The sequence below is a fragment of the Polyangium sp. 15x6 genome (genome assembly GCF_029960785.1).
In the GTDB taxonomy this organism is placed as follows: Bacteria; Myxococcota_A; Polyangia; order Polyangiales; family Polyangiaceae; genus Polyangium.
Map to the genome: position 1 here is coordinate 62,320 of NZ_JASBQE010000025.1, position 22,464 is coordinate 84,783.

General features: G+C 69.0%; 17 protein-coding genes. 11 read left to right on the plus strand and 6 right to left on the minus strand.

Going from position 1 to position 22,464, the window contains the following annotated elements:
• Nucleotide 1 precedes the first annotated feature (1 nt).
• The 3 genes from QHF83_RS20095 (at nt 2) to QHF83_RS20105 (ending at nt 5,602) form a co-directional block, all read left to right on the plus strand.
• Nucleotides 2-1,852, plus strand: coding sequence for a bifunctional acetyl-CoA hydrolase/transferase family protein/GNAT family N-acetyltransferase (locus tag QHF83_RS20095; RefSeq protein ID WP_282419487.1), 1,851 nt, complete (start codon nt 2-4; stop codon nt 1,850-1,852).
• Between the two features lie 292 nt (nt 1,853-2,144).
• A complete protein-coding gene (locus QHF83_RS20100) occupies nt 2,145-2,786 on the plus strand; it encodes a VIT1/CCC1 transporter family protein (RefSeq protein ID WP_282419488.1) in 642 nt (213 codons plus the stop codon).
• A gap of 200 nt (nt 2,787-2,986) precedes the next feature.
• Nucleotides 2,987-5,602 carry a GH116 family glycosyl hydrolase gene (locus tag QHF83_RS20105; protein WP_282419489.1) on the plus strand — a complete coding sequence of 872 codons (2,616 nt, stop codon included), beginning with the start codon at nt 2,987-2,989 and terminating at the stop codon, nt 5,600-5,602.
• Between the two features lie 319 nt (nt 5,603-5,921).
• Here QHF83_RS20105 and QHF83_RS20110 read toward each other — a convergent pair whose 3' ends face one another.
• Complete coding sequence (locus tag QHF83_RS20110; RefSeq protein ID WP_282419490.1) at nt 5,922-6,524, minus strand: TetR/AcrR family transcriptional regulator; 603 nt, start codon at nt 6,522-6,524, stop codon at nt 5,922-5,924.
• 108 nt (nt 6,525-6,632) lie between these two features.
• Between QHF83_RS20110 and QHF83_RS20115 the strand changes: the two genes are divergently transcribed.
• The 3 genes from QHF83_RS20115 (at nt 6,633) to QHF83_RS20125 (ending at nt 9,068) form a co-directional block, all read left to right on the plus strand.
• Nucleotides 6,633-7,712, plus strand: coding sequence for an alkene reductase (locus QHF83_RS20115; RefSeq protein WP_282419491.1), 1,080 nt, complete (start codon nt 6,633-6,635; stop codon nt 7,710-7,712).
• Nucleotides 7,709-8,086: a nuclear transport factor 2 family protein gene (locus tag QHF83_RS20120; protein ID WP_282419492.1), complete on the plus strand. Its 378-nt coding sequence runs from the start codon at nt 7,709-7,711 to the stop codon at nt 8,084-8,086. The genes QHF83_RS20115 and QHF83_RS20120 overlap by 4 nt, the downstream gene beginning before the upstream one ends.
• A gap of 100 nt (nt 8,087-8,186) precedes the next feature.
• Nucleotides 8,187-9,068 carry an SDR family NAD(P)-dependent oxidoreductase gene (locus QHF83_RS20125; RefSeq protein ID WP_282419493.1) on the plus strand — a complete coding sequence of 294 codons (882 nt, stop codon included), beginning with the start codon at nt 8,187-8,189 and terminating at the stop codon, nt 9,066-9,068.
• Nucleotides 9,069-9,930: 862 nt separating this feature from the next.
• Here QHF83_RS20125 and QHF83_RS20130 read toward each other — a convergent pair.
• Nucleotides 9,931-10,701 (minus strand): SDR family oxidoreductase, encoded by a 771-nt coding sequence (locus tag QHF83_RS20130; protein ID WP_282419494.1) that lies wholly within the window; start codon nt 10,699-10,701, stop codon nt 9,931-9,933.
• A 274-nt stretch (nt 10,702-10,975) separates the two neighbouring features.
• Here QHF83_RS20130 and QHF83_RS20135 point away from each other — a divergent pair, with 274 nt between their 5' ends.
• The gene (locus QHF83_RS20135) at nt 10,976-11,893 is read left to right on the plus strand and encodes a LysR family transcriptional regulator (RefSeq protein ID WP_282419495.1); all 918 of its coding nucleotides are present in this window, start codon (nt 10,976-10,978) and stop codon (nt 11,891-11,893) included.
• Nucleotides 11,894-11,977: 84 nt separating this feature from the next.
• Nucleotides 11,978-12,832, plus strand: coding sequence for an NAD(P)H-binding protein (locus QHF83_RS20140; RefSeq protein ID WP_282419545.1), 855 nt, complete (start codon nt 11,978-11,980; stop codon nt 12,830-12,832).
• A 3-nt stretch (nt 12,833-12,835) separates the two neighbouring features.
• Here QHF83_RS20140 and QHF83_RS20145 read toward each other — a convergent pair whose 3' ends face one another.
• From QHF83_RS20145 to QHF83_RS20155, 3 genes are read right to left on the minus strand one after another with little or no spacing between them, the layout of a single operon-like run.
• Nucleotides 12,836-14,053, minus strand: a complete 1,218-nt coding sequence (locus tag QHF83_RS20145; RefSeq protein ID WP_282419496.1) for an alanine racemase — start codon at nt 14,051-14,053, stop codon at nt 12,836-12,838.
• A gap of 4 nt (nt 14,054-14,057) precedes the next feature.
• Entirely contained in the window at nt 14,058-16,118 is a 2,061-nt protein-coding gene (locus QHF83_RS20150; RefSeq protein ID WP_282419497.1) for a hypothetical protein, read from the minus strand.
• 40 nt (nt 16,119-16,158) lie between these two features.
• Nucleotides 16,159-17,916: a DEAD/DEAH box helicase gene (locus QHF83_RS20155; protein ID WP_282419498.1), complete on the minus strand. Its 1,758-nt coding sequence runs from the start codon at nt 17,914-17,916 to the stop codon at nt 16,159-16,161.
• A 292-nt stretch (nt 17,917-18,208) separates the two neighbouring features.
• On the opposite strand from QHF83_RS20155, the gene QHF83_RS20160 reads away from it, so the two are divergent.
• Nucleotides 18,209-19,396 (plus strand): type 1 glutamine amidotransferase domain-containing protein, encoded by a 1,188-nt coding sequence (locus tag QHF83_RS20160; protein ID WP_282419499.1) that lies wholly within the window; start codon nt 18,209-18,211, stop codon nt 19,394-19,396.
• Here the strand turns inward: QHF83_RS20160 and QHF83_RS20165 are convergent.
• Complete coding sequence (locus QHF83_RS20165) at nt 19,349-20,608, minus strand: ferritin-like domain-containing protein (RefSeq protein ID WP_282419500.1); 1,260 nt, start codon at nt 20,606-20,608, stop codon at nt 19,349-19,351. The genes QHF83_RS20160 and QHF83_RS20165 overlap by 48 nt on opposite strands.
• 100 nt (nt 20,609-20,708) lie before the next feature.
• Between QHF83_RS20165 and QHF83_RS20170 the strand changes: the two genes are divergently transcribed.
• Both QHF83_RS20170 and QHF83_RS20175 read left to right on the plus strand, forming a co-directional pair.
• Nucleotides 20,709-21,188, plus strand: coding sequence for a hypothetical protein (locus QHF83_RS20170; protein WP_282419501.1), 480 nt, complete (start codon nt 20,709-20,711; stop codon nt 21,186-21,188).
• A gap of 81 nt (nt 21,189-21,269) precedes the next feature.
• The gene (locus QHF83_RS20175; protein ID WP_282419502.1) at nt 21,270-22,460 is read left to right on the plus strand and encodes an imelysin family protein; all 1,191 of its coding nucleotides are present in this window, start codon (nt 21,270-21,272) and stop codon (nt 22,458-22,460) included.
• Nucleotides 22,461-22,464 lie beyond the last annotated feature (4 nt).

A 22,464-nucleotide genomic window follows, 5' to 3' on the forward strand; every position in this document is an offset into this window, starting at 1 on the left:
CGTGGATCCCACACCCTGGCTACAGCGCTTCTCCCACAAGATCACGACTCCCGAAGGCGCAGCGCGCGCCATCCCGCGCGGTCGCCGCATCCTCATCGGCTCGGGTGCGGCCGAACCTGCGCGGCTCGTCGAGGCCATGGTCGAGCATGGCCATCACCTCGAAGGCAATGATATCGTCCACCTGCTCACCCTGGGCCCCGCCCCCTACGTCAAAGCTGGGCTCGAGTGCCGCTTCCGTCATACGGCGTTTTTCATAGGGCCGAACGTGCGAGACGCGGTGGCCGAGGGGCGCGCCGACTTCATGCCGGTCTTCCTCTCGGACATCCCCGAGCTCATCCGCTCGCGACGCGTGCGCATCGACGTCGCGCTCATCCAGGTGTCGCCGCCCGACGCGCACGGCTACGTGAGCCTCGGCGTTTCCGTGGACATCGTGCGGGCTGCAATCGACGCCGCCGATCTCATTCTAGCCGAGGTCAATCCACGCATGCCACGCACGCATGGCGATTCGTTCTTGAACGTCGATCGCATCCAGCACCTCGTGCCCGTCGACGCGCCCCTGCCGACGCGCGCTGCCGAGCCGCTCGACGAGGTCGACCGCGCCATCGGCCGCCATATCGCCAGCCTCATCCCGAACGGTGCCACATTGCAGACCGGCATTGGCAGGATACCCGATGCTGCCCTTGCCGCGCTCGGAGAGCACCACGACCTCGGCGTGCATACCGAGATGTTTTCCGACGGCGTGATGCGCCTTGCGCTTCGCGGTGTGATCAACGGTCGCAGAAAAACGCTCCTGCCAGGCAAGCTCGTCACGTCGTTCGTGATGGGCAGCCAGGCGCTCTACGACTGGGTGCACGACAATCCCGCCGTGGAGATGCGCCCCTCGGGCTTCACGAATGACCCATTCATCATTGCCCAGAACGACATGATGATTGCGATAAACGCGGCCCTCGCGGTCGATCTGACGGGCCAGGTGGCAGCGGACACGCTGATGGGCCGCTTCTTCTCGGGCATCGGGGGCCAGGTCGACTTCATTCGCGGTTCGGCGCGCAGCCGTGGCGGCAAGCCCATCATCGCGCTGCGTTCGACGGCCAAGGAGGGGCAAGTGAGCCGCATCGTGCCCGGGCTCGAGCAGGGCGCCGGCGTCGTCACGAGCCGGGGCGACGTGCACTACGTGGTCACGGAGCACGGCATCGCCGATCTTTGGGGCAAGAACATTCGCCAGCGCGCGCTCGCGCTCATCGATATAGCTCACCCCGATCACCGCGTTGACCTGCTCGCGGCGGCCAAGCAGCGCCACTACGTCTTCGGCGACCAGGCCTGCGCGCGCTTGGCGTACCCGTGGGAGGAGGCGCGGCGCGATACGCTACCGGGCGGGCATGAAGTGCTCGTGCGCCCGCTGCGGATATCGGACGAGGACGCGCTGAAGGATCTCTTCTACCGCCTCTCCGACGAGAGCACCTACCAGCGTTTCATGAAGTTCAAACGCTCTCACCCGCACGAGGAGTTACTGCAACTCGTGTGCCTCGATTACGAGCAGAACATGGGCCTCGTGGTGATTCACAGCGACAACGGCTGTGAGGAGATCATCGGCCTCGCCCGCTACGACGTGGCCCCGGCGACGCGGAGGGCGGACATCGCTTTCGTGGTGCGCGACGAATGGCAGGGGCGCGGGGTTGGCACGTTGCTCATGCGGCGCATGGCCGAGGTGGCGCGGGCACGCGGGGTCACGGGCTTCTTCGCGGACGTGCTGGTGAGCAACAAGCCCATGATGGCGATTTTCTACAAAAGCGGGCTGCCCGTGAAAGCCAGTCTGCGAGAGGGCGTCTACCATGTCGAGATCGACTTTCCATGATGAGGCGCCTCCGAGCGTTCCTGAGCCGACACCCCGAGGCGTGCGCGTGGTGGAGCGCGGATCCGCAGGTCGTCGTGCAGGTACGCGGCCGTCGGATGGGGGATGCACGAGGCGAGGCATCAGCCCGATCGATCGGCGATGTGAACGAGCGCGGGTCATCGAAGCGGTGACCGGCGGCAGGGCCCTGGCATGACGCTCGCTGTCGACGCTACGCATGCCACCCGATGTTCAAAACACGGCGGGACGCGCGCAGCGGGATCCTCACCGTCGCGGAAGGGGCGTCCCCCAGGTCGTGCTCGGGGGGCAGGATGGGCTCGTCAACGTGCTCGGCGTGGCCCTGGGTGTCGCGGCAGCGACGAGCTCCTCGCGCGTCGTTCTGGTCGCAGGCTTGGCGGCCGCGTTCGCCGAATCCCTATCGATGGCCGCCGTCGCTTACACGTCCACGATGGCCGAGGCCGACGTTTACGAGAGCGAACGAGCGAGGGAGCTGCGACACGTCCGCGACTTTCCTGCCTTGGAGCGGGCGGAGATTCGCGATATCTATCGTAAAAAGGGCTTCGAGGGCGACTTCCTCGAAAAAGTGGTGGAGACGATCACGGCCAATCGAGACGTCTGGGTGGCAGTGATGATGGCGGAGGAGCACAACCTCGCTCCCGTTGATCGTCGGCATGCGGCTCGAGCGTCGCTCGTCGTGGGCGTTTCGTCCATCCTCGGCTCGCTCGTGCCGCTCGTGCCCTTCTTGCTGCTGCCCGTTCGCGTCGGAATGCTCGCGTCCGTCGCCATGGCCGCGCTTTCGTTGTTCGGCGTTGGCGCGTACAAGGCACACGTCACGACGGGGCGGTGGTCGAGGAGTGGCCTCGAGCTTGCGCTCATCGGCATTGGAACGGCTCTGGTAGGTTATGCCATCGGCACATTGCTCGAGGCGCAGCCATGACGCGCCCGGACGTTCGTCAGTCCAGTACGGATTGCGAGCCCCGCGTGCGGGCATCGCGCGCGCCCGATGACTGCCGTTCGTGAGGGCAAAGCGGACGAGCAAACTCGACTGGCTGCTCGTGGCTCGTCATGATGTGGTGACGCGAATACTCGTGATGATGTGGACGCTCGTTCCCCGGCACAGCTCGAGGAGAACACATCATGAAACACGCAGCCCCATACTCCGCCGACCTCCTGAACGACGACGGTCCCCAGCGCACCTTCTCCGGCGAGACGGCGGAGCAGATCGCGATGCCGCTCGGCGGGATCGGCGCGGGGTGTATCTGCCTGACCGGCGTGGGCTGCCTGGAGGACTTCTCGATCCGCAACCGGCCGGACACCACCGCGCTGCCGGACGGGCACGGCGCGCGTGACGACGCCTTCGCCACCCTCCACATCCAGGGAGCGCGGCCGGTCACCCGCCTGGTGGAAGGGCCGTTTCCGCTGGGGAAGATCTACGCCCACGGCACCAGGGGCCAGGGCTACCGCGGCGGCGGACACGTGGGCCTGCCGCGCTTCGAGCACGCCGAGTTCCGCGGCGAATACCCTTTCGGCTACGTCTCTCTCGCCGACCCGCAGGTGCCCCTGGCCGTGAGCATCACGGGCTTCAACCCCTTCATCCCGCTCGACGACCGCAACTCGGGCATCCCGTGCGCGATCCTGGAGTACACGCTGGAGAATCGCTCGGGCGAGGCAGTCTCTTACGACTTCGCGTACCACCTCTCGCACCTGGCGCCGGGCAGCGGCCAGAATGGTACGAGCGCCCGGAGCCGGGCGGTGGCCGGGGCGGGCGTCTCCTTCTGGAACACGGACAGCCCGAACAAGGAGAGCTTCGGGACCGCCGCGCTCGCCGTCATCGGGCACGAGCCGGCCATCAAGGGGATGTGGTTCCGCGGCGGGTGGTTCGACTCCGTCTCGGCACTCTGGCGCGAGGTCTCCACGGGCACCTTCACCCCGAACGCGGGCTCTAGCGACGCCGACACCACCGGGCGCAGCGGCGGCTCGATCCAGATGACCGGTACGCTGCAGCCGGGCGAATCCATCACCTATCCGATCGTGATCGCCTGGCACTTTCCCAACAGCAACGACACGGTTGGCCTTTCGCCGGCCCCTGCGCCGGCCGCCGGCACGGAGGGATGCGGCGGCGCAGCCGGCCCGTGCTGCCCCAAGGAGCCCGCGCCGAAGTGGCGCCCGTACTACGCGGGGCAGTGGAAAGACGCCTGGGCGGTGGCCGAGTACGTGCGCGGGGAGTATGCCTCCCTGCGCGCGCGCACCCAGGCGTTCCACGACGCCCTCTTCGGTTCGACGCTCCCCGCCTACGTCCTCGACGCCGTCTCGGCGAACCTGGCCATCCTGAAGTCGCCGACGGTGCTGCGCCAGGAGAACGGCAACGTCTGGGCCTGGGAGGGGTGCTTCTCGGAGCAGGGCTGCTGCCCCGGCACCTGCACGCACGTCTGGAACTACGCCCAGGCGATGCCGCACCTCTTCCCGCAACTCGAGCGCACGCTGCGCGAGCAGGAGCTCGAGCGTTCGATGGACGAGCGGGGGCATGTCAACTTCCGCGCGGCCCTGCCCGACGGCCCCACGACGCATACCTTCCACGCCGCGGCGGACGGGCAGCTCGGCGGCATCATGAAGCTGTACCGCGACTGGCAGATCTCGGGTGACCGCGCCTGGCTCGAGCGCCTCTACCCGCGGGCGAAGCAGAGCCTCGACTTCTGCATCGGCCTCTGGGACCCCGAGCACCGCGGCGTGCTGGTGGAGCCGCACCACAACACGTACGACATCGAGTTCTGGGGTCCGGACGGCATGTGCTCCAGCATCTACCTGGGGGCCCTCGCCGCGATGGCCGCCCTGGCCCGCGATGCCGGGCACCCCGAAGACGCGCCCTTCTACGAGGAACTGGCCGCCCGCGGCGCGCGTGTTCTCGATGAGGAGCTCTTCAACGGGGAGTACTACGTCCAGGAGGTGATCTGGGAGGGCCTGCGCGATACGTCCTTCGCCGAGAGCATCGCGAAGGTGGACGAGTCGAGCGGGGAGGTGCAGCGCCTGCTGAAGGCCGAGGGGCCGAAGTATCAGTACGGTAAGGGCTGCCTCTCGGACGGCGTCATCGGCGCCTGGATGGCGCGCGTCTACGGCATCCACTCCCCGCTGAATTGCGCGAACGTGGCAAAGAGCCTGGCTGCCATCTTCCGCTACAACTTCCGCCCCGACCTGTGGGAGCACGCATGCACCCAGCGCCCCGGCTACGCCTGGGGCCACGAGCCCGGCCTGCTCCTCTGCTCGTGGCCGAACGGCGGCAAACCCACGCTCCCCTTTCCCTACTCGGACGAGGTGTGGACCGGCATCGAGTACCAGGTGGCATCGCATCTCATCGAAGAGGGCCTGGTGGACGAGGGCCTGACCCTCGTCCGGGCGGCGCGCAGCCGCTACGACGGGCGCACGCGCAACCCCTGGAACGAGTACGAGTGCGGCAACTATTACGCGCGCGCGATGGCCAGTTACGCCCTCCTCGGCTCGCTGGCTGGCTTCGCCTACGCGGCGGCCACGCGCACCCTCCGGCTGGGGCCGCGCCTCGCCGGCCGGCCCTTCCGCACCTTCTTCAGCACCACGACCGGCTGGGGTACGCTATCGATCGACGGTGACGGGTTGGCGATTGAGCTCGCTGAAGGCGAGCTCGCCGTCGAGAAGCTGATCCTGACGCTCGACGGGAAGACACGCGAGCTCGCGTGCGGCATCACGGCCCGGGCGGGAGAGAGGGCAGTGGTGGCGGTGTAGGTGCGAAGGCGCCCGGATGCCCCAGCGCCAGGCCGGCGCGCCAGAATCGAACTCGATGAGGCGCTTCTTCATGCCGGGGGTACGCAATCCTCCGAGGGGTTTCTCAGCCGCCGGAAGCCGTCCGCGGCCCCTCCGGGGGGGTTTTTCAGCCCTCCGGCGCCTGCTCGCGGGCCGGGGAGGGGGGTTTGGGAGCCCCGAGGCGCCTGTCGACAGCCTGCCGGGGGGGTTTTTCAGCCTCCGGAGGGTCTTGCCGGGGCAGGCTCGGGCTTCTTCATTGCCTCGGCATTGCCTCGGCCGCGCACACGGGCGGCATGACCGCTCACGGCTGACCTCCTCCTCCGATGCCGTTCCACAAGAGCTCGATGAAGCGCTCGACGTAGCGCTCCTCGGCGGCAGGGGCCGTCGATCCGCCGCAGACCCGCGCGGTAAACGCCCAGCCGTGCAGCGCGCCAAGGATCGTCGAGGCGAGCGTCTCGACGTCGCACCTGGCCAGGCGTCCCTGGCTCTGCGCGCGCTCTAGCCACGCAATGAGTGCGCGGAACGCCTGCACTGGCGCCGACTCCCCGGTACGCCCGCGGTAGGCCTTCCCGGGCGCGATGCCGGCAGCCTGCAACATACCGAGACCGGCCTGCAGGTCCTGAAAGTAGGCGGACATCACCTTGGCGTGCTCGACGAGCTGTTCGCGGATCGGGCGGTCGTCAGGCCCGGCCTCGAGCGCAGCCACCCACGGGATCTCTTTGGGAGGCCCGAGGGCCGCGATCATCAGCCCCTCCTTCGAGCCGAAACGGTTGAACAACGTCGTGTGACTCACACCGATCTCGCGCGCGATGTCGGCAGCCGACACGCCCGCGCCGCGCTCGAGGAAACAGCGCCGCGCCGCGACGACGATCTGCTCATCCGTGACTTCCTTCGGTCTTCCCATGGTGACACTCGCGGGCTTGACAGCCCCTCGTTCAGAATTTATTTCTTTCCGGAAAGAAAGTAACTGCAAGCCAGCGCCGTCGAACGCCCATCGCGGAGGAGTACCACCATGAGTCGCCTCTTCACCCCCGTCCACGTCGGCCGTTACACCCTGCCCAACCGCTTGGTCATGGCGCCCATGACCCGTTCCCGAGCCGACGACGCCGGCGTTCCGGGCGACCTCGTTGCCGCCTACTACGCCCAGCGCGCTGGCGCGGGGCTCATCCTCAGCGAGGGCGTCTACCCCTCGGCGATGGGCAAGGGCTACGTCCGCACCCCCGGCGTCGAGACCGAAGCGCAGGTGACCGCCTGGAAGCAGGTGACGGACGCCGTGCACGCCCGTGGCGGCCTCATTTTCATGCAGCTCATGCATTGCGGGCGCATCTCGCACCCGTCGATGTTGCCCGGGGGCGCAGAGCCCGTCGCGCCTTCGGCGATCCGACCGAAGGGCCAGAGCTTCACGAGCAGCGGCCTTCAGGATTTCGTCACTCCTCGCGCGCTCACCATCGCCGAGATCGCCGGTGTCGTGCAGGACTACCGCCTGGCCACGCGCCGGGCGCTCGCGGCGGGTTTCGACGGCGTGGAGCTGCATGGCGCCACGGGCTACCTGCCGGCGCAGTTCCTGTCGTCCGGCAGCAATCAGCGACAGGATGCATACGGCGGCTCCGTCGAAAACCGCGCCCGCTTCGTGCTGGAGGTGCTTTCGGCGATGGTGGCGGAGGCCGGCGGGGATCGCGTCGGGATCAAGGTCTCGCCGGAGATGAGCTACAATGACATCTTCGACGCCGACCCGCAGGAGACCTACACCCATCTGGTCGAAAAGCTCCGCGGGCTCGGGCTCGCGTACCTGCACGTCGCGCTGTTCGGCGCCCGCGTGGACTACCACGCGCTCTTGCGTCCGCGCTTCGACGGCCCCTATCTGCTCGGGGGTGGGCTGGATCAGGCCGCGGCCGAGGCCCACCTGGAGGGGGGGCGGGCCGATGCGGCCGTATTCGGCAGCGCCTTCCTCGCCAACCCCGATTTGCCGGATCGCTTTCGCCGGGGGGCGCCGCTCAATACGGCGGACAGGGCGACATTCTACACCCCCGGCGCGCGCGGCTACACCGACTACCCAACGCTCCGCGAGGCTCGACAAGGAGATGCACCATGAACGCAGTGAGCGTGGTAGACGCCTATTTTTCCGCCTGGCGGGCAAACGACCCCGATCGGCTGGAGCAGTTGCTCGCGAAGGACGTCTCCGTCAAGGGCCCGCTCGGGCGGATCGAAGGGGCGAAGGCGTACCGGCAGGCACTCGCGTGGCTGTTCGGGATCACCCGCGATCTCGTGATCGTGAAGCAGTGGGTGGACGGTCCCGATGTACTGAACTGGTTCGACCTGCACCATACGAACGGTGCGGAGCCGATGCCGGCGGTCAACTGGCTGCGGGTCGAGGAAGGTCTCATCACGCGGGTATCGGTGGCCTTCGACCCGCGCCCCATTCTCCCGGCGGGAGCCCAAACCGCGAAGGACTCTGATCACCCATGAAGCAGGCGAGCGTAAAGGAGAGCAGCGAGAACACCACGCGCACCGTTTGGCGGGCACCTGAGCCGCGTGGCCAGGACTCCGACGTGATGATGAGAATCTCATGAAACGAAACAAGAACATCGCATGGAATCGTGTCGAGCCTTCGAGCCTCGACCTCGAGAAGACGAAGGTCGTGATCGTCGGTGGAACCGGCGGCATCGGACGTGCTCTCGGTCGTTTCATGGCGTCACGAGGCGCCAGCGTCACGGTCGTCGGTCAGACCTTCCGCGACGCCGGTGTGCCGGGCATCGCGTTCATTCAGGCGGACCTGAGCCTCATGCGCGAGGCCGAGCGCGTCGCCAAGGCGTTGCCCGCGGAGCAGCTCGATCTCGTCGTGTTCACGACCGGCATTTTCGCGGCGCCGAAGCGCCAGGAGACCGCGGAGGGCATCGAGCGGGACATGGCCGTCAGCTACTTGAGCAGATTGGTGATCCTCCGCGAGATCGCCCCGCGCCTCGGGAAGGACCGGCCGGCGGCTCCCATGAAGCCACGCGTGTTCATCATGGGTTTTCCCGGCACCGGCCAGGCAGGCACGCTCGACGATCTCAACGCCGAGAAGTCCTACAGCGCCATGCCGGTGCACATGAACACCGTCGCCGGCAACGAGATGCTCGTTCTCGACGCGGCGAAGCGCTACGCGAACGCGACCTTCTTCGGCCTGAATCCCGGGCTCATCAAGACCAACATCCGCGACAACTTCTTCGGAAAAGATACGCTGAAGTCGCGCATCATGGAGACGATGATCGGGCTCATGACTCCCAGCCCGGAGACGTATGCCGAGCGTCTGGCGCCGCTCCTCGTTTCTCCCGATCTGGAAGCGCACAGCGGCGCCATGTTCAACCAGAAGGGCTTCGCCATCTTGCCGACGCCCAAGCTGACGGACGGCTCGTATGTGCGTGCGTTCCTCGCGGCCTCGGAGGCGTTGGTGCCACGGGCCTTCTGATTCCCATGGGGGAGAGGCGCGCGCGCAAGCGTGGCATCTCGACGGTGAGCGACGCGGAACGGGTGGTCCGGGCGAACTTCGCGGAGCACGCTCCGATCGGTGCCACGACAGCAAGAAAGAAGGGCCTGGAGATGCAACCTCGAGGCCCTCGGTCGGTCGCGGGGCCCGTCGCTGCTCGGAGAGACGGTGCGTCACCCACCCAACAAGCCGCCGCTGCCGACGCGCACGGATTGAATGTTCGTCTGGAAATTCACGTCAGGGGACGACGTGAGCACGAATTTTTGCCTATTGTCCGTCGGCCTTGCAGTTTTGCTTCTTGGCTGTACGTCACCACGTTCCGCAGACGAGGCGACAACCGCGGTCATATCGTCGCCCCCTGTGCACATGTGCTTCGCTGATGAAAAAGGGGCGCCGCTCGTGGGAGCACGCGTGACCTCCGAAGCCTTGCACGCCGTCCCCAGTTCCGTATACAAATGGGAAGCAGCCATGCCCGCCGGACCTGCTCTCCCTGAGGTCACCACCGGGCCCGACGGATGTGGTGACATCCAATGGCTGTCGCAACTCGACTCCGGTCCGACGTGGAGTCAGCTGGTCGTGAGGCCCGCGGATCAGGGGCCCGATGGATGGGGAGCCATTTGCTCGAGGCCACGGTCGCCTGCACCTCACCATGGCGAGGTCGAGGAAGGCAAACCCCTTCGCTGGCAGGTCACGCCGCAGCGTTGTGTTTTGGTGCCTGCACCCGAATGAGATTTTCGCAAAAACGCGGCGCGGGTGACGGTTGAGGTTTCAATGAAAACACTCGCCCGCGCCGCGATAGGTGAGCGCGCGGGATTCGACGCGGTCGCCGCGGACTAGGAGGGCGCTAGGTGATCGTCTGGCCGCCGTCGACGACCAGCGCGTGCCCGATCATGAAGGCCGCCGCGTCCGAGCACATCCAAACGACCGTCGCGGCGATCTCTTCGGGCCGGCCCATCCTTCCGATGGGTTCCTCGGAGATCACCTTCGAGCGGCCCTCGGCGGTACCGCCGGTGTAGCGAGCCATCATCGGAGTATCGATGTATCCAGGGCAGACGGCGTTGATGCGAATGTTCTGCGCGGCGTAGTCGAGGGCCGCCGCTCGGGTGAGGCCAATCACGCCGTGCTTCGCGGCGGTATACGCGGGGCTGCCTTTGATGCCGATGACGCCGGCACCGGACGAAGTGTTCACGATGGCGCCGCCACCGGCTTCGAGCATCCGCGGGATCTCGTACTTCATGCACAGGAAGACACCACGGAGGTCGATGTTCATGATCCGGTCCCATTCCTCCGGTTGCATCTCCGCGGTCGGGACCAAACCCTTCGGCTCGACGCCGGCGTTGTTGAACGCGAAATCCAATCGCCCGAACGCTTCGACGGTTTTGTCGAGCGCCGCCTCGATGTCCTCGGCTCGCGTGACGTCGCAGCGGACGGCGAACGCACGTCCGCCTCGTTCCTCGATCAAGCGGGCCGTTTCCTGATTGCCCACTTCCGACACGTCGGCGACCACCACGCTCGCCCCCTCGGCGGCGAACGCCAGCGCCGCCGCGCGGCCGATGCCGCTCGCGCCCCCGGTCACGAACGCGACCTTTCCCTCGAAGCTTCTCTTCTCGTTCATCGTAACCATGACGGCATGCTTCCTTCTGCGGCTCTCTCTCAGGTGAGCCGCGTCCTTCACACGCGCAGGAGCGTCTTGATCGCGCGCCGCTCGTCTTCTCGAGCCATTCGACGGCCTTGCCGTCGAGCGACTCTTGCCGGCGCCATGCCTCAACAGGCCACCGGGGCACGCAAGGAACATACGCCACGCGAGTCACGCCCAGTAGACGGTCAAATGCGGATGGCCTGTAAAGCCAGACTTGACAATGCGGTGACTCGCCCGTGATCTTCGAGCGATGAACACGACCGCGGTCACGCATGTGCAGGCCTTTCTCGTGGTTGCACGGCTGCGCAGCTTCAGCGCGGCGGCGCGTGAGCTCGGCGTGTCACGTTCAGCGGTCAGTCAGTCCGTCCGACAGCTCGAAGAGCGACTGCACGCAGCGCTCCTCACGCGCACGACGCGAAGCGTCTCGCTGACGGATGCGGGAAGGCGCCTCGTCGAAGCCGCTGCGCCCGCGCTCGGCCAGCTCCTCTCCGCGCTGAACGAGATCGGCGCGCAACCCGGCGAGCCCATCGGCCGCCTCAGGATCACGGTCCCGCGTGCGGCGATTCCGTTCGTCATCGCCCCCGTCTTGCCCGCGTTTCGCGAGCGTCACCCGCGCATCGAGGTCGAGGTCGCAATCGATGATCGCTTGGTCGACATCGTCGAAGAGGGGTACGACGCGGGTGTCCGACTCAGCGAGGCCATCGAGCGCGACATGGTGCAGGTGCGGCTCACCGATCCGTTTCGGTTCGTGATCGTCGGCGCGCCGAGCTACCTCGCTCGTCATGGTGCACCCGAGAGGCCGCAGGATCTCCTTCGGCACGAGTGCATCACCTTCCGCTCGCAGACGACCGGAGCCCTGTACGCGTGGGAGCTCGAGCGCGGACGAAAAACGTGGCGGGTGCCGGTTCGTGGTGGCGTCGTCGTTGCAAACGACGCCGAGCTGATCATTTCCCTCGCCGAGCAGGGGCTAGGGCTCGCGTATACCTTCGAACCCATGGTGCTGGAGCAGCTACGCACGGGAACACTCAGACGTGTGCTCGAGCCCTACTCCCCGACAGTCCCCGGCTACTTCCTTTACTTCCCCCATCGCGCTCAGCGCTCTGCGCCGCTCCGTCTGTTCGTCGAAGCCGCGAAGGAGCTCGCCGTGCGCCGCCTGAAAGAAGCCTGAGTGCCGCCTTGAATTGCATGCCATGCTGCGTGCGCGGCGATGACGGAAGCCCCACGCACGAGGAGGGAGGTTCGCTTGTTGCTAGTGACTGGAGCTTCGGGCAACGTAGGCAGCGCCGCGGTGCGGCTCCTTGCGAGCCGGCTCGGCGCGGGCGCCGTGGCAGGCCTTGCGCGGGACCCGGCGCGCGCGGCCGCGCGTGTGCCGTCCGGTGTGGAGGTTCGCCGCGCCGATTACACCGATCGTGCGAGCCTCGACGGAGCCTTCGCAGGGGGGTCGGCCTTGCTGTTCGTCGCGAGCGATGGCGATGCACGTGACGTGATGAAGCAACACGAAAACGTCATCGACGCGATAGCCGCGTCGAGCATCGAGCGGGTGGTCTTCACCAGCATCGTCGACGTCGACGAGCACTCGCCGTTCTACTTCGCGCCGGTCTACCGGGACGCCGAGCGACGGCTGCGCGCCTGCGGCAAGCCATGGTGCATTCTTCGCTGCGGCATGTACTCCGATTTTATGCTCTCGCAATGGCTGGAGCAAGCCCGCGACACGGGGGTCGTCGATGTGCCGGCCGGACGAGGGCGCATTGCACCGATCTCGCGCGACGACGTGGCCACCGCGGCGGCGCTGGCGCTCGAATCGGGAGCCCATGAAGGCCAGGTCCTCGAACTCGCAGGCGTCGAGGCATACACGCTCGACGAGATCACCGCGCTGGCAAGCAGGGCTTTCGGCCGGCTCATGACCTACCGGCCCGTTTCTGCGACAGACTATCTGGCGCGTTGCTGGGCCACGATGGAAGACCCGTGGCCGCATGCCTTCGCCAGCCTGCTCGCGTCGGTGTCCCAAGACCGGTTCGCTGTGACGACCGCTGGGTTCGAACGGATCGTCGGGAGGCGGCCCGAAGAGCTTTCGGCTTTTCTCGAGCGCCACGTAGAAGCGCAGTGACGTTCAATGAAAACATTCGCCCGCGCCGCGATAGGTGAGCGCGCGGGATTCGACGCGGTCGCCGCGGACGAGGAGATAGTCGCGGAAAAACGTGGCGAGCTCGCCGGCCTTGGCGTGGCGGAAGAAGACGGGATCGCCGGGCGCGAGTTTTACGTGTGGCGGGACGGCGAGCGGGGTCTGGACCTCGCCGGCGCCTTCGAGATCGAGTAGCGAGAGGCCTTCGGGTAAGTACGGAATCGGGAGGCGATCCGGGCCGGCGGCGCCCGAGGCGACGAGGCCACCGCCCTGGCACGTGACGAAGCCGGGCGCAGGTCTCCGTGTCACCTGGAGGGCGAAGAAGGCGGCCGGCTCGGGGCGGAGATCGTCGTAATGGTCGAAGAGGTGGCTGCCGAGGAAGCCGGAGCCGACGGTGATTTCGGTGAGGGACGGGTCCGCGAGGGACGAGGCGACGCTGCCGGTGCCGCCGCCGTTGAAGAGGGGGATCGGGAGGCGGCGGCGCTCGAATTCGGCGATGATCTCGCCTCTCAGCGTGGTGACGGCGGCGCAAGCGATTTTCTTGAGGGCGCGCTTGGCTCCGGGCGGGAGGGGGCCGAGCGGGGTCTGGTCGGGTGTCCCGGCGATGTGCGCTTCGTAGCCGAGCAGGCCGGCGAATTCGAGGTGGCGGGACGAGGCCACACGCTCGGCGAAATCGGCGACGCCGCGGGCCTCGTGGAGCGGGCTGCGGCGGACGCCGAGGTGCACGCGGCCGCCGAGGCGGCGGAGGGAGACGTCGATGTCGACGACGACCGGGATGCGGACGCCGTAGGGCGCGGCGGCGGCTTCGAGGACGTCGAGGTGGATGGGCTCCTCGACGGCGATGGAGACGCGTTTTCCTTCGCGGTTCGCCTCGGCGATGAGGCGCGCGTCGGCGGGCTGGGCCGTGGGGTATGCGACGAGGATGTCGTCGAAGCCCTGCGCCGCGAGGTAGCGGGCCTCGGCGGGGGCATAAGCCATGAGGCCGCGGAACGAGGGGCCGCCGCGGTTCAGGATGTGGCGGACGAGATCGACGGATCGAACGGATTTCGTGCCGATACGGAGCGTTTTTCCGTGGCTCTCGCGGACGAGTGAGAGGACGGCGTCGACATTCGCGTCGACGGCGTCGAGATCCACGAGCGCGACGGGCAAGGGCTCGCCGGCGAGGGTTTTTCGGTAACGTTCGTAGCGGTGCTGGCGGGTTTCCATGGCGTCAATCACAAGCCGCGCTCACGGGCGCCGCCGTCGGGACACGCGGGGTGCCCTTCGCAAAACTCTCGAGGAAGCATTGCATCTGGTGTTTCGGGGGCTCGGTCTGGAAGACGACCTCGTGGCCGTCCTCGACGCCGTCTTCGGGATGTTGCACGACGACCGCGGTGGCGCCGTCGATGTTGCCCGACGCGGGCAGGGAGATCTCGCTGCGACCATTGAGCGAGAGGAGCGCGGAGAGCGGGGAGTAGACGGCGAGCTCGGGGTGCGAGGCGTCGAGCGGCGGGCCGGCGAGGTCGAGGCCGAGCGAGAGGCTCATCGGGTTCGCGATGGGCGGCAGGATGTAATGGTCGACGATGCCCTGCATCATGAGGACGTGCCGCGGCGGGCCCTCGTTTTCGCGCAGGATCCGCGAGGCGTAGGGCTGCACGTCGGCGGGCTCGCCGGCCCATTGCAGGAGGTTCAGGAGCGGATCGATCTCGGTGAGCGTGTATCCGGTGCCGCTGATGCCGACGAGAGATTCGGCGAGCGGGCGCGTGGCGAGGGGTTTTTGCTTGTGGACGATGTTCGCGAGGAAGCTCGCCCCCGCGCCGCTCAGGAGCAAGGCGCGGACACGCGGCTCGAAGGCCGCGGTGAGCGGGACGATCGAGGCGCCCATCGAATGACCCATGAGGGCGAGGGTGTCCGTGTCGAATCGAGCTTTTCCGCCGGCTGCGTCCGCGCCGGGGCAATCGGCGACGTCGATTTCGATCGCGCCGAGGACGTGCGCGAGCAGGCCGAGCTCGGCGGCGGATTGGCGGATGTTGTCGCGGAGGGCGACGGGGTTGCCCACGTTGAAGACGAGGAACTGCTCGTCGCCGCCGGTCTTGTTGCGCAAGCCGCCGTGGGGGCCGTCGGCGCTGGCGCCCGCGAAGCCGGCGCGGGCGAAGGTGAGCGCGGGGCCGGTGCCGGGTTCGAGCGCAGGTCCGCCCGGTTCGGCGCGGACGCCGCGATCGACGAGGGGGCGCTCGCCGCCCGCGCCCGTGCGGGAGAAAAGGACGATGGGGTATCCAGCCGGCGGCATGGGGCGGCGCGGGACGGTGACGACGAAGTTTGCTTCTTCGTACCGCTGGAGCATGGGGTTGCCCGCGGTGTCGAAGGCCCAGTTGCCACCCGTCGAGGTGTACGGGGGTTCCCCGCTTTGATACACGGGCAAACCAATCGTGGTTTCGTACACGCAATACTCGTCGAAAAGCTCGTTTCGCACGAACGGCGCCGTCGGCGCGGGGAGCGGCTCCGCGAGCATGGCCTCGGCGACACGGGCGTAATCGTCGATCGGCGTGGCCGTGGTGAAGACCGTGAGCGCGGCGATCTGGTCCGCCGGAATGCCCGCCTCGGCGAGGGCCGCGAGCGCGTTCGTGTAGGTCGCGAGCGTCTGCTCGGACATGCCCGCCGGGGCTTTGCCAGCGCGCAGCTCGGCCATGGCCGGGGAGACGCCGAGCGGGGCGCCATCCCGATCCGGGAGAGACGTTCGGACGACGGCCGCATACGTGGTGTTCGGCCGCAGCGGGACCCCTTGCACGGGGAGGAGGGCGAGCAGGTTGGGCGCGCCGTACGGGCCGCCGTCTTCGAGGAAATGAGCGGAGATGGGGTAGCGGCGGAGGTAATCGGGGGCGGACGCGGAGACGCCGATAAGAAGGGCAGGGGCGTTGGGCGCGAGGCTTTCAAGCGGCGTGACGAGCTCGCCCGCGGGCAAGGGGCCGTCGAGGCCGAAGTAGACGGCCGTGGTGGTGCCGAAGCCGCGGACGTCGCCGGCGAGGTCGATCATCTGCGCGGCGATGCCGTTGTTCGAGGGGTTCGGGAAGGTCGAGAGATCGGCCGCGCCGCTCGCCGTGAGGCGCGCGTCGCTCGGGAAGGGCGCGCCGAAGAAGCCGCTCCCGCCGGTGAAGTCGAGGGCGACGCGGGTGCGCTGCGGAGCCGGAGGGTTCGTGCCCGAGGGGCCGCAGCCGAGGCTCGTCGCGGCGAGGATCAGGACGGCGGCCGAGAGGTGTGCGGAGACGCGTGGGCGGGCGAACGCGCGCGGCATGAAGGCCACTTTCGCCGTGGCCGGCGCGCGTGTCCAGGCTCTAGCGCGAGAGGGAATGGTTGCGGAAGCGGCGCGGGGGCTCGTCGCCGCCGAGCGGGCCACGGCCGCGGGGCCGAGGCGCCGGGCGAGCGTGCGTGTCGCCGTTCGACTCGGGCATGGGCCGGATGCGGACGCGCGGATCCCGTTCGTCGGGGCGCGCCGCCGAGCGGGCGAAGTCCGAGGCGACGGGCGTCGCGACCTCGACGCTCGACGAGAAGTCGCCGACGTGAATGGCGCCGACCTGATCGCTGCGAATGCCGCCGCGCCGGCACACGAGCGCGAGGAGCCGGCGGGGATCGGCGCCGTGCCGGCCGCCCCAGCTCACCTGGAACGGGACGAACGCGCCGGCATTCGGCGCGTTTCGCGGGGCACGAGGCTCCGGGGGGCGGCGCGGGAGCGGCTCGTGCGGGACGAGCGGCGTGACGGGCAAGGGCGCCGAAGGGCCGGTGTGGCGGGAGCGGGTGAGCAGCGTGGTGACGAGCACGGCCGGATCCATGTCGGCGAGCAAGGACGCCGCGAGGGCCTGGAGCCGCGGATCGGCAGGCTCGGCCGCGGGGGCGCGGAGCTCTGCGGCGAGGCGCGCGTCGGCCTCGCGAAGGACGTCCGCGGGAGACGGCGCGGCCGACCAGGTGGCGCGGATGCCGGCGCCGCGGAAGAGGCGAGCCACGTAGTCGCGGGCCTGCGGCGGGACGAGCATGACGCTCGTGCCCTTGCGCCCGGCCCGGCCGGTGCGGCCGCTCCGATGGGTGAAGGTCTCCGGGTCGCTCGGGGGATCGGCGTGGATGACGCGGCCGACGTCGGGGATGTCGAGGCCGCGCGCAGCCACGTCGGTCGCGACGAGCGTGGTCACGGCGCCCGAGCGGAAGGCCGCGAGGGTGCGGGTGCGCTCGCGCTGCTCGAGCTCGCCGCTCAGCGCGCGCGCCGAAAAACCGGCCTGCCCGAGGCGCTCGGCGAGCTCGGAGGCGCCCTCGCGGGTGCGGACGAAGACGAGCGCGCGCTCCGTGGGCGCGAGGAGGAGCAAGTTCACGACCGCGGCGTCGCGCTCGTCCGGTTTGACGAGGTGCGCGACGTGCGTGATGTCCTGGTTCGCCTCGCCGAGGCTCGTGCCCTCGACGGCGACGGCGTCCTTCTGGTAGCGGTTCGCGAGAGCCGAGACCTCGCGCGAGAACGTGGCCGCGACGAGGTGGGTGCGGCGCTCCTCGGGCATCTTGCCGAGGATGGTCTCGAGCTCCTCGCGGAAGCCCATGTCGAGCATCTGATCGGCCTCGTCGAGCACGGCCGCGCAGACGCGCGAGGGATCGATCGCGCCGCGCTCGAGGTGGTCGACGAGGCGCCCGGGCGTGCCCACGACGACGAGCGGGCCCTGCCGGAGGTTGTAGAGCTCCTGCGGGATGCTGGTCCCGCCGGTGACGGCGCAGACGGTGGCGCCGAGGGGCCGGAAGAGCCACGAGAGCTCACGGGCGAGCTGGGCGGCGAGCTCGCGCGTCGGAGCGATCACGATCGTGGCAGGCGTGGCCGCGGGGGACGGCGCGGACGCCGGGGCCCGGCTCGCCCGCTCGGCCACGATGCGCTCGAGGTCGGAGGCGAGGACGAGGCCGATGGCGACGGTCTTGCCCGAGCCGGTCTGCGAGAAGAGGCGCAGGTCGCGCCCCGCATGGGCCGGGTCGAGGACGGCTTGCTGGATCGGGGTGAGGGTCGTGTAACCGCGGCTCTGGAAGGCAGCCGCGATGGCAGGCGAAAGGGTGTCGATTTCGGTCATCGGATGCGGGCAGGGGGCGTTACGCGAAGGAGCTCGGTTCGTCCGAGCGGCGCCCCCATGTAGAAAGGCGCGCACCGTAGCAGCTCGGACGACGGATCGCCCGGAGTTTCGTCCGCCACACCGCGGTTCACGCTTGGGGGCTACGCTCGGGCAAGCCGAGCTACGCCCCAAACCCCCGGATCCCGCCTGGGGGCCGGGCCCTTCCGGCCGAGAGCGCCCGGCCGCGCTCGGACGTGGCACTTGTGATGCAATCCGCGGCTCTCCCCGTGTGCACGACGCGGAAGGAGAGACCATGCGAGCAATCGTGAGGCGAGGATTGTGGACGGGCGCCGCGCTGACGGCGGCGACCGCGACGGCCATGATGAGCTCTTCGACGATCGAGCGGGGCTCGCCGTGGGCCGGGCTCAACGCGATGGCCACGGCGGCCGTGCCGACACGGCGGGTCGGTGTCCGGTTCCAGCGCGGCGTCACGCCCCTCGGCTTGCTGCTACTCACCGGCGGCCTCCTCGGCTGGGGGCTCGCGTATCAGGGCGTGCTCGCGCGGGCCCGTCCCGAGCGGCCCCGGGACATGCTGCTCGCCAGCGCGCTCTCGGCGCTCGGCGGGTATGCCGTAGACGCGCTTGTCCTGCCCGATCGTCTCGTCCCGAACTTCCGCCGCGCGATGGGCAACTCGGGCACGCTCGCCAAGTACCTCGCCCTCGGGATCGCGAGCTTCTTCGCGGCGCGACCGTCGCGGCGGAAGCGGCTCGCGGGCCGGAAGATCGCAGTGCTCACGGCGGACGGGTTCGAACAGGTCGAGCTCTTCGGACCGGCGCGGGCGATCGGCGATGAGGGCGGCGCGGTCGAGGTGCTGTCGCTCCGGCCCGGGAAGATCGTCGGGATGAACGTCGACGTCCCGGGACGGAGGGTGCGCGTGCAGCGGACGATCCGCGAGGCGGATCCGGGCGAGTACGACGCGCTCTTCGTACCGGGCGGGTTCATCGCACCGGACTTTTTGCGGCAGAGCCAGGAGGTGCGCGAGTTCGTCCGGGCCTTCGACGCGGCGGGCAAGCCCATCGGCGCGATCTGTCACGGGGCGTGGGTGCTCGCGTCGGCGGGCATTCTGCGCGGGCGGCACATCACGTCGTGGCCCGGGATCCGGGATGACCTGGTGAACGCGGGGGCGACCTGGCGCGACGAGGCGGTCGTGCGCGACGGCAACATCATTTCGAGCCGCGGGCCGCAGGATCTGCCGGTGTTCACGAAGGCGCTCGTGGACTTCTTCACCGGTACGAAGCCGACGCCCGAGCGGCCGTGGGCGCCGGCCGCGTCGTCGCCGCAGCGGAGCGCGCCGCCGGCGATGGCCCTCGCCGGCGCGGCGCTCCTGCCGAAGGTGGCCAAGGCGCGCAGTGTCCTCGGCCTCACGGCGGCCTTCGCCGTGGGCCTCGCGGCGCTACCCGCGCTCCGCGCGCTCGCGGCCTTCACCGGCCGGCGCGGCTGAGCTCCCAAGGAGCGCCGTTGCGGCCGGCCGAACCACCTCTTCGAGTGCACGCGCCATCGACGCCCGCAGCACGGCCGCCTCCGGCCGTCCATGCGCCTCGAGCGCGCCCGCCCCGCCTGCTCGCACCTCCAGCGTGACGCCCGCGGCGAGCGCCTCCACGAAGGCCGCCCGGACGGCCCGCGCGACGGTCGCGTCCCCGCTCCGAAGCGCCCAGGTCACCGCCCGCCACGCGAGCTCCGCGTGCCTCGCTTCGTCCTCCGCGATGGCCTCGAGCGCCTCCCGCACGGCCGGATCCGTCGCCCGCGCGGCTTGCTCGGCCGCGAGCAGGCTGGCGAGCGTCTCGCCGATGCAGCCTTCCCGCACCGCGCGCGCGGCGATGTCCGCGAGGTTCGTGCTCACGTCCACGGCGCCCCCGGCGAACGGGAACGCGCCCGGCCCGAGCGGCTCACCGGCGTAGGCCGACGCCAGCGCGAAGGCGAGGCGCGCGTGCCGGACCTCGTCGAGCGCCGCCTCGTGTGCGCGCGCCACGAGCTCGGCCGGCGCCCCCACGGCGAGCAGCTCCAGCGCGAACCGGCCGAACGAGGCGATCGAGGCATGTTCGAGCAGGCCGTCGTGGGTCCAGGCGACGGCGAGCAGGGCGCGCTCGTCCGGGGACAAACCGGCGAGATCGGGCGAGGGGAGGGGGCTATCCATCCAGCTCGATCGGCCCGCCGTGCGCGTCGCCGCGCGGGCCCGGCCTTCGACGAGGTAGGGCCGACCGACGCCGCAGGTCTCGTACGTCACCTCGTAGCAGCACTCCCCGTCCTCGAAGACCCCTTCGGTATTCACGACGGCGCTGCAGTACCCTACGGGGGCGCCGCTTTGCACGTGCATCAATGCCGCGTCCTTGGGCGGGCAAGGGGGCACCATCGAGCCTCCAGCGCCGCCGCTCCCCCCTGCGCCGCCTCCGCCGCCCGAGCCGCCGCTCCCGGCGTCTGCCTGGGGCCAGGCGAAGCACTCCGTCTTCGTCTCGAAGGCGGGGGTTGAGCCTCCCACCATGTTGAGCCCGGTGCCGCCGGCGCCGCCTTGACCTCCCTGGCCCCCCTGGCCTCCCGGACCTTCCGTGTCGACGTCGTTGCCACAACCCTGCGCAGCCGCCACGCCCATCCCTGCGAGTGCAACGCCGAGCAACTGCGCCGCGATCCGGCGCCGGAAAAGGAAAGAACGATCCATGACTCCTCCGTCCGCGCGCCGATACGGACGCGGCTCCGTCTGGGTATCACGAGTCTACGTCTGGACGGGTACGTCAAATCTGCGAGATAAGATCGCATTCATGCGAATCCCCTTCGTTGCCCGTGCCGCGGCCCTCCTCGCGCTCCTCGCTACGCCCGTCCTCGGCTGCAGCTCGCTCCCGGACTCCGCGGTGGCCGTGCTCGAAGGGTCCGATTCGTTCCAGGTCCTCGCGCTCGATCCCGATCACGGGGCAGAGCCGCCGCCGGGCGTCGAGACCTTCCACGGACATCAGGTCCTCGCGAAGGGCGACGTCGTCGACCTCGAGGCGCGCGAGCGTATCGTCGGCATCGTCAACGCCGGCGTGCGCAAGGGCGGCACGCAGGCGAAATGCTTCAACCCGCGTCATGGCGTGCATGCCGTGCAGGGAGGCCGCACCGTCGATCTCGTCATCTGTTACGAATGCTCGGCGCTCGAGGTCGTGGAGGACGGTCGATCCACGACGCTCCCCACGGGCGATGTCCAGGCGGACCTCGACGAAGCCTTCCGCGCCGCGGGCGTGGTTCGCCCCACCGATCGCTGAACACGGAGGCCCGTTCCGCTTGACAGGGCTCGGTCGTCTGTGACAAGTGAAAGTCACTTTCAATTTCTGGAGTACCGATACATGACCAAGCCTGCGACACGAATCTTGAAATCCGCGGCCTTCGTGACGGCCGTGGCCGGGCTGCTCACCGGCTGCGGGTCGGAAGAGGCCTCGTCGGGCGCGAAGCCCCTCTCCGAGACCGCGCCGCCCGTCATCGAGGCGTACGCGAACCTCGTGCACGGCTCGTACGTCGAAGCCATGGACGAAACCGCTTCGCTCAATGCCTCGCTCGCCTCGTTCGTGGCCGAGCCCTCGCAGCAGAAGCTCGACACCGCCCGCGAGGCGTGGCTCCTCGCGCGTGATCCGTACGGCCTGACCGAGGCCTTCCGCTTTTACGGCGGCCCCATCGACGACGACGACGGCCCCGAGGGCCGCATCAATGCCTGGCCGATGGACGAGGCCTACGTCGATTACGTGGAGGGTGATGCCAACGCGGGCATCATCAACGATGCGGCGACGTACCCGACGATCGACGAGACCACGATCGCCGAGCTGAACGAGAAGGACGGCGAGAAGAACATCGCGACCGGGTATCACGCGATCGAGTTCTTGCTCTGGGGGCAGGACCTCTCCGCCGACGGCCCCGGGCAGCGGCCGTACACCGATTACGTGGTCGAGATGGGCACGGCCGCGAACCAGGAGCGGCGCGGGCAGTACCTCCTCGCGACAGGAAAACTCCTGCTCCAGGACCTCGGCTCGGTCTCGGCGGAATGGGCGCCCGAGGGCGGCGCGTATCGGGCGTCGTTCGTCGCGCTGCCGCCCGAGGAGGCGCTGCGCCGCATTCTGCTCGGTCTCGGTAGCCTGAGCGGCGCCGAGCTCGCCGGCGAGCGGATGCAGGTCGCGTGGGACACGAAGGAGCAGGAAGACGAGCACTCCTGCTTCAGCGACAACACGCACAAGGATCTGCTCAACAACGCGCTCGGCATCCAGAACGTCTACCTCGGCCGTCGCGGCAACGTCGACCTGCCCGGCCTCGACGAGCTCGTGCGCGAGCGTGATCCGGCGCTCGACGCGCGCCTCCAGGCGGAGATGCAGGCCAGCATCGACGCGATCAAGGCCATTGGAGCGCCGTTCGATCAGGCGATCCTCGGCGACGACATGGCGGCCGGGCGGCAGAAGGTGAAGACGGCGATCGAGGCGCTTCGCAAGCAGACGACGTCGATCATCGAGGTCGCGACGCTGCTCGGTATCGAGCTCAACATCGAGGAGTGAGCGC

Coding starts and splice junctions, on each gene's coding strand:
- QHF83_RS20125 (WP_282419493.1), top strand. CDS start 8,187: ATGAAACGAAACAAGAACATCGCATGGAATCGTGTCGAGCCTTCGAGC.
- QHF83_RS20175 (WP_282419502.1), top strand. CDS start 21,270: ATGACCAAGCCTGCGACACGAATCTTGAAATCCGCGGCCTTCGTGACG.
- QHF83_RS20145 (WP_282419496.1), bottom strand. CDS start 14,053: ATGGAAACCCGCCAGCACCGCTACGAACGTTACCGAAAAACCCTCGCC.
- QHF83_RS20160 (WP_282419499.1), top strand. CDS start 18,209: ATGCGAGCAATCGTGAGGCGAGGATTGTGGACGGGCGCCGCGCTGACG.
- QHF83_RS20115 (WP_282419491.1), top strand. CDS start 6,633: ATGAGTCGCCTCTTCACCCCCGTCCACGTCGGCCGTTACACCCTGCCC.
- QHF83_RS20105 (WP_282419489.1), top strand. CDS start 2,987: ATGAAACACGCAGCCCCATACTCCGCCGACCTCCTGAACGACGACGGT.
- QHF83_RS20150 (WP_282419497.1), bottom strand. CDS start 16,118: ATGCCGCGCGCGTTCGCCCGCCCACGCGTCTCCGCACACCTCTCGGCC.
- QHF83_RS20165 (WP_282419500.1), bottom strand. CDS start 20,608: ATGGATCGTTCTTTCCTTTTCCGGCGCCGGATCGCGGCGCAGTTGCTC.
- QHF83_RS20135 (WP_282419495.1), top strand. CDS start 10,976: ATGAACACGACCGCGGTCACGCATGTGCAGGCCTTTCTCGTGGTTGCA.
- QHF83_RS20170 (WP_282419501.1), top strand. CDS start 20,709: ATGCGAATCCCCTTCGTTGCCCGTGCCGCGGCCCTCCTCGCGCTCCTC.
- QHF83_RS20120 (WP_282419492.1), top strand. CDS start 7,709: ATGAACGCAGTGAGCGTGGTAGACGCCTATTTTTCCGCCTGGCGGGCA.
- QHF83_RS20110 (WP_282419490.1), bottom strand. CDS start 6,524: ATGGGAAGACCGAAGGAAGTCACGGATGAGCAGATCGTCGTCGCGGCG.
- QHF83_RS20155 (WP_282419498.1), bottom strand. CDS start 17,916: ATGACCGAAATCGACACCCTTTCGCCTGCCATCGCGGCTGCCTTCCAG.
- QHF83_RS20130 (WP_282419494.1), bottom strand. CDS start 10,701: ATGAACGAGAAGAGAAGCTTCGAGGGAAAGGTCGCGTTCGTGACCGGG.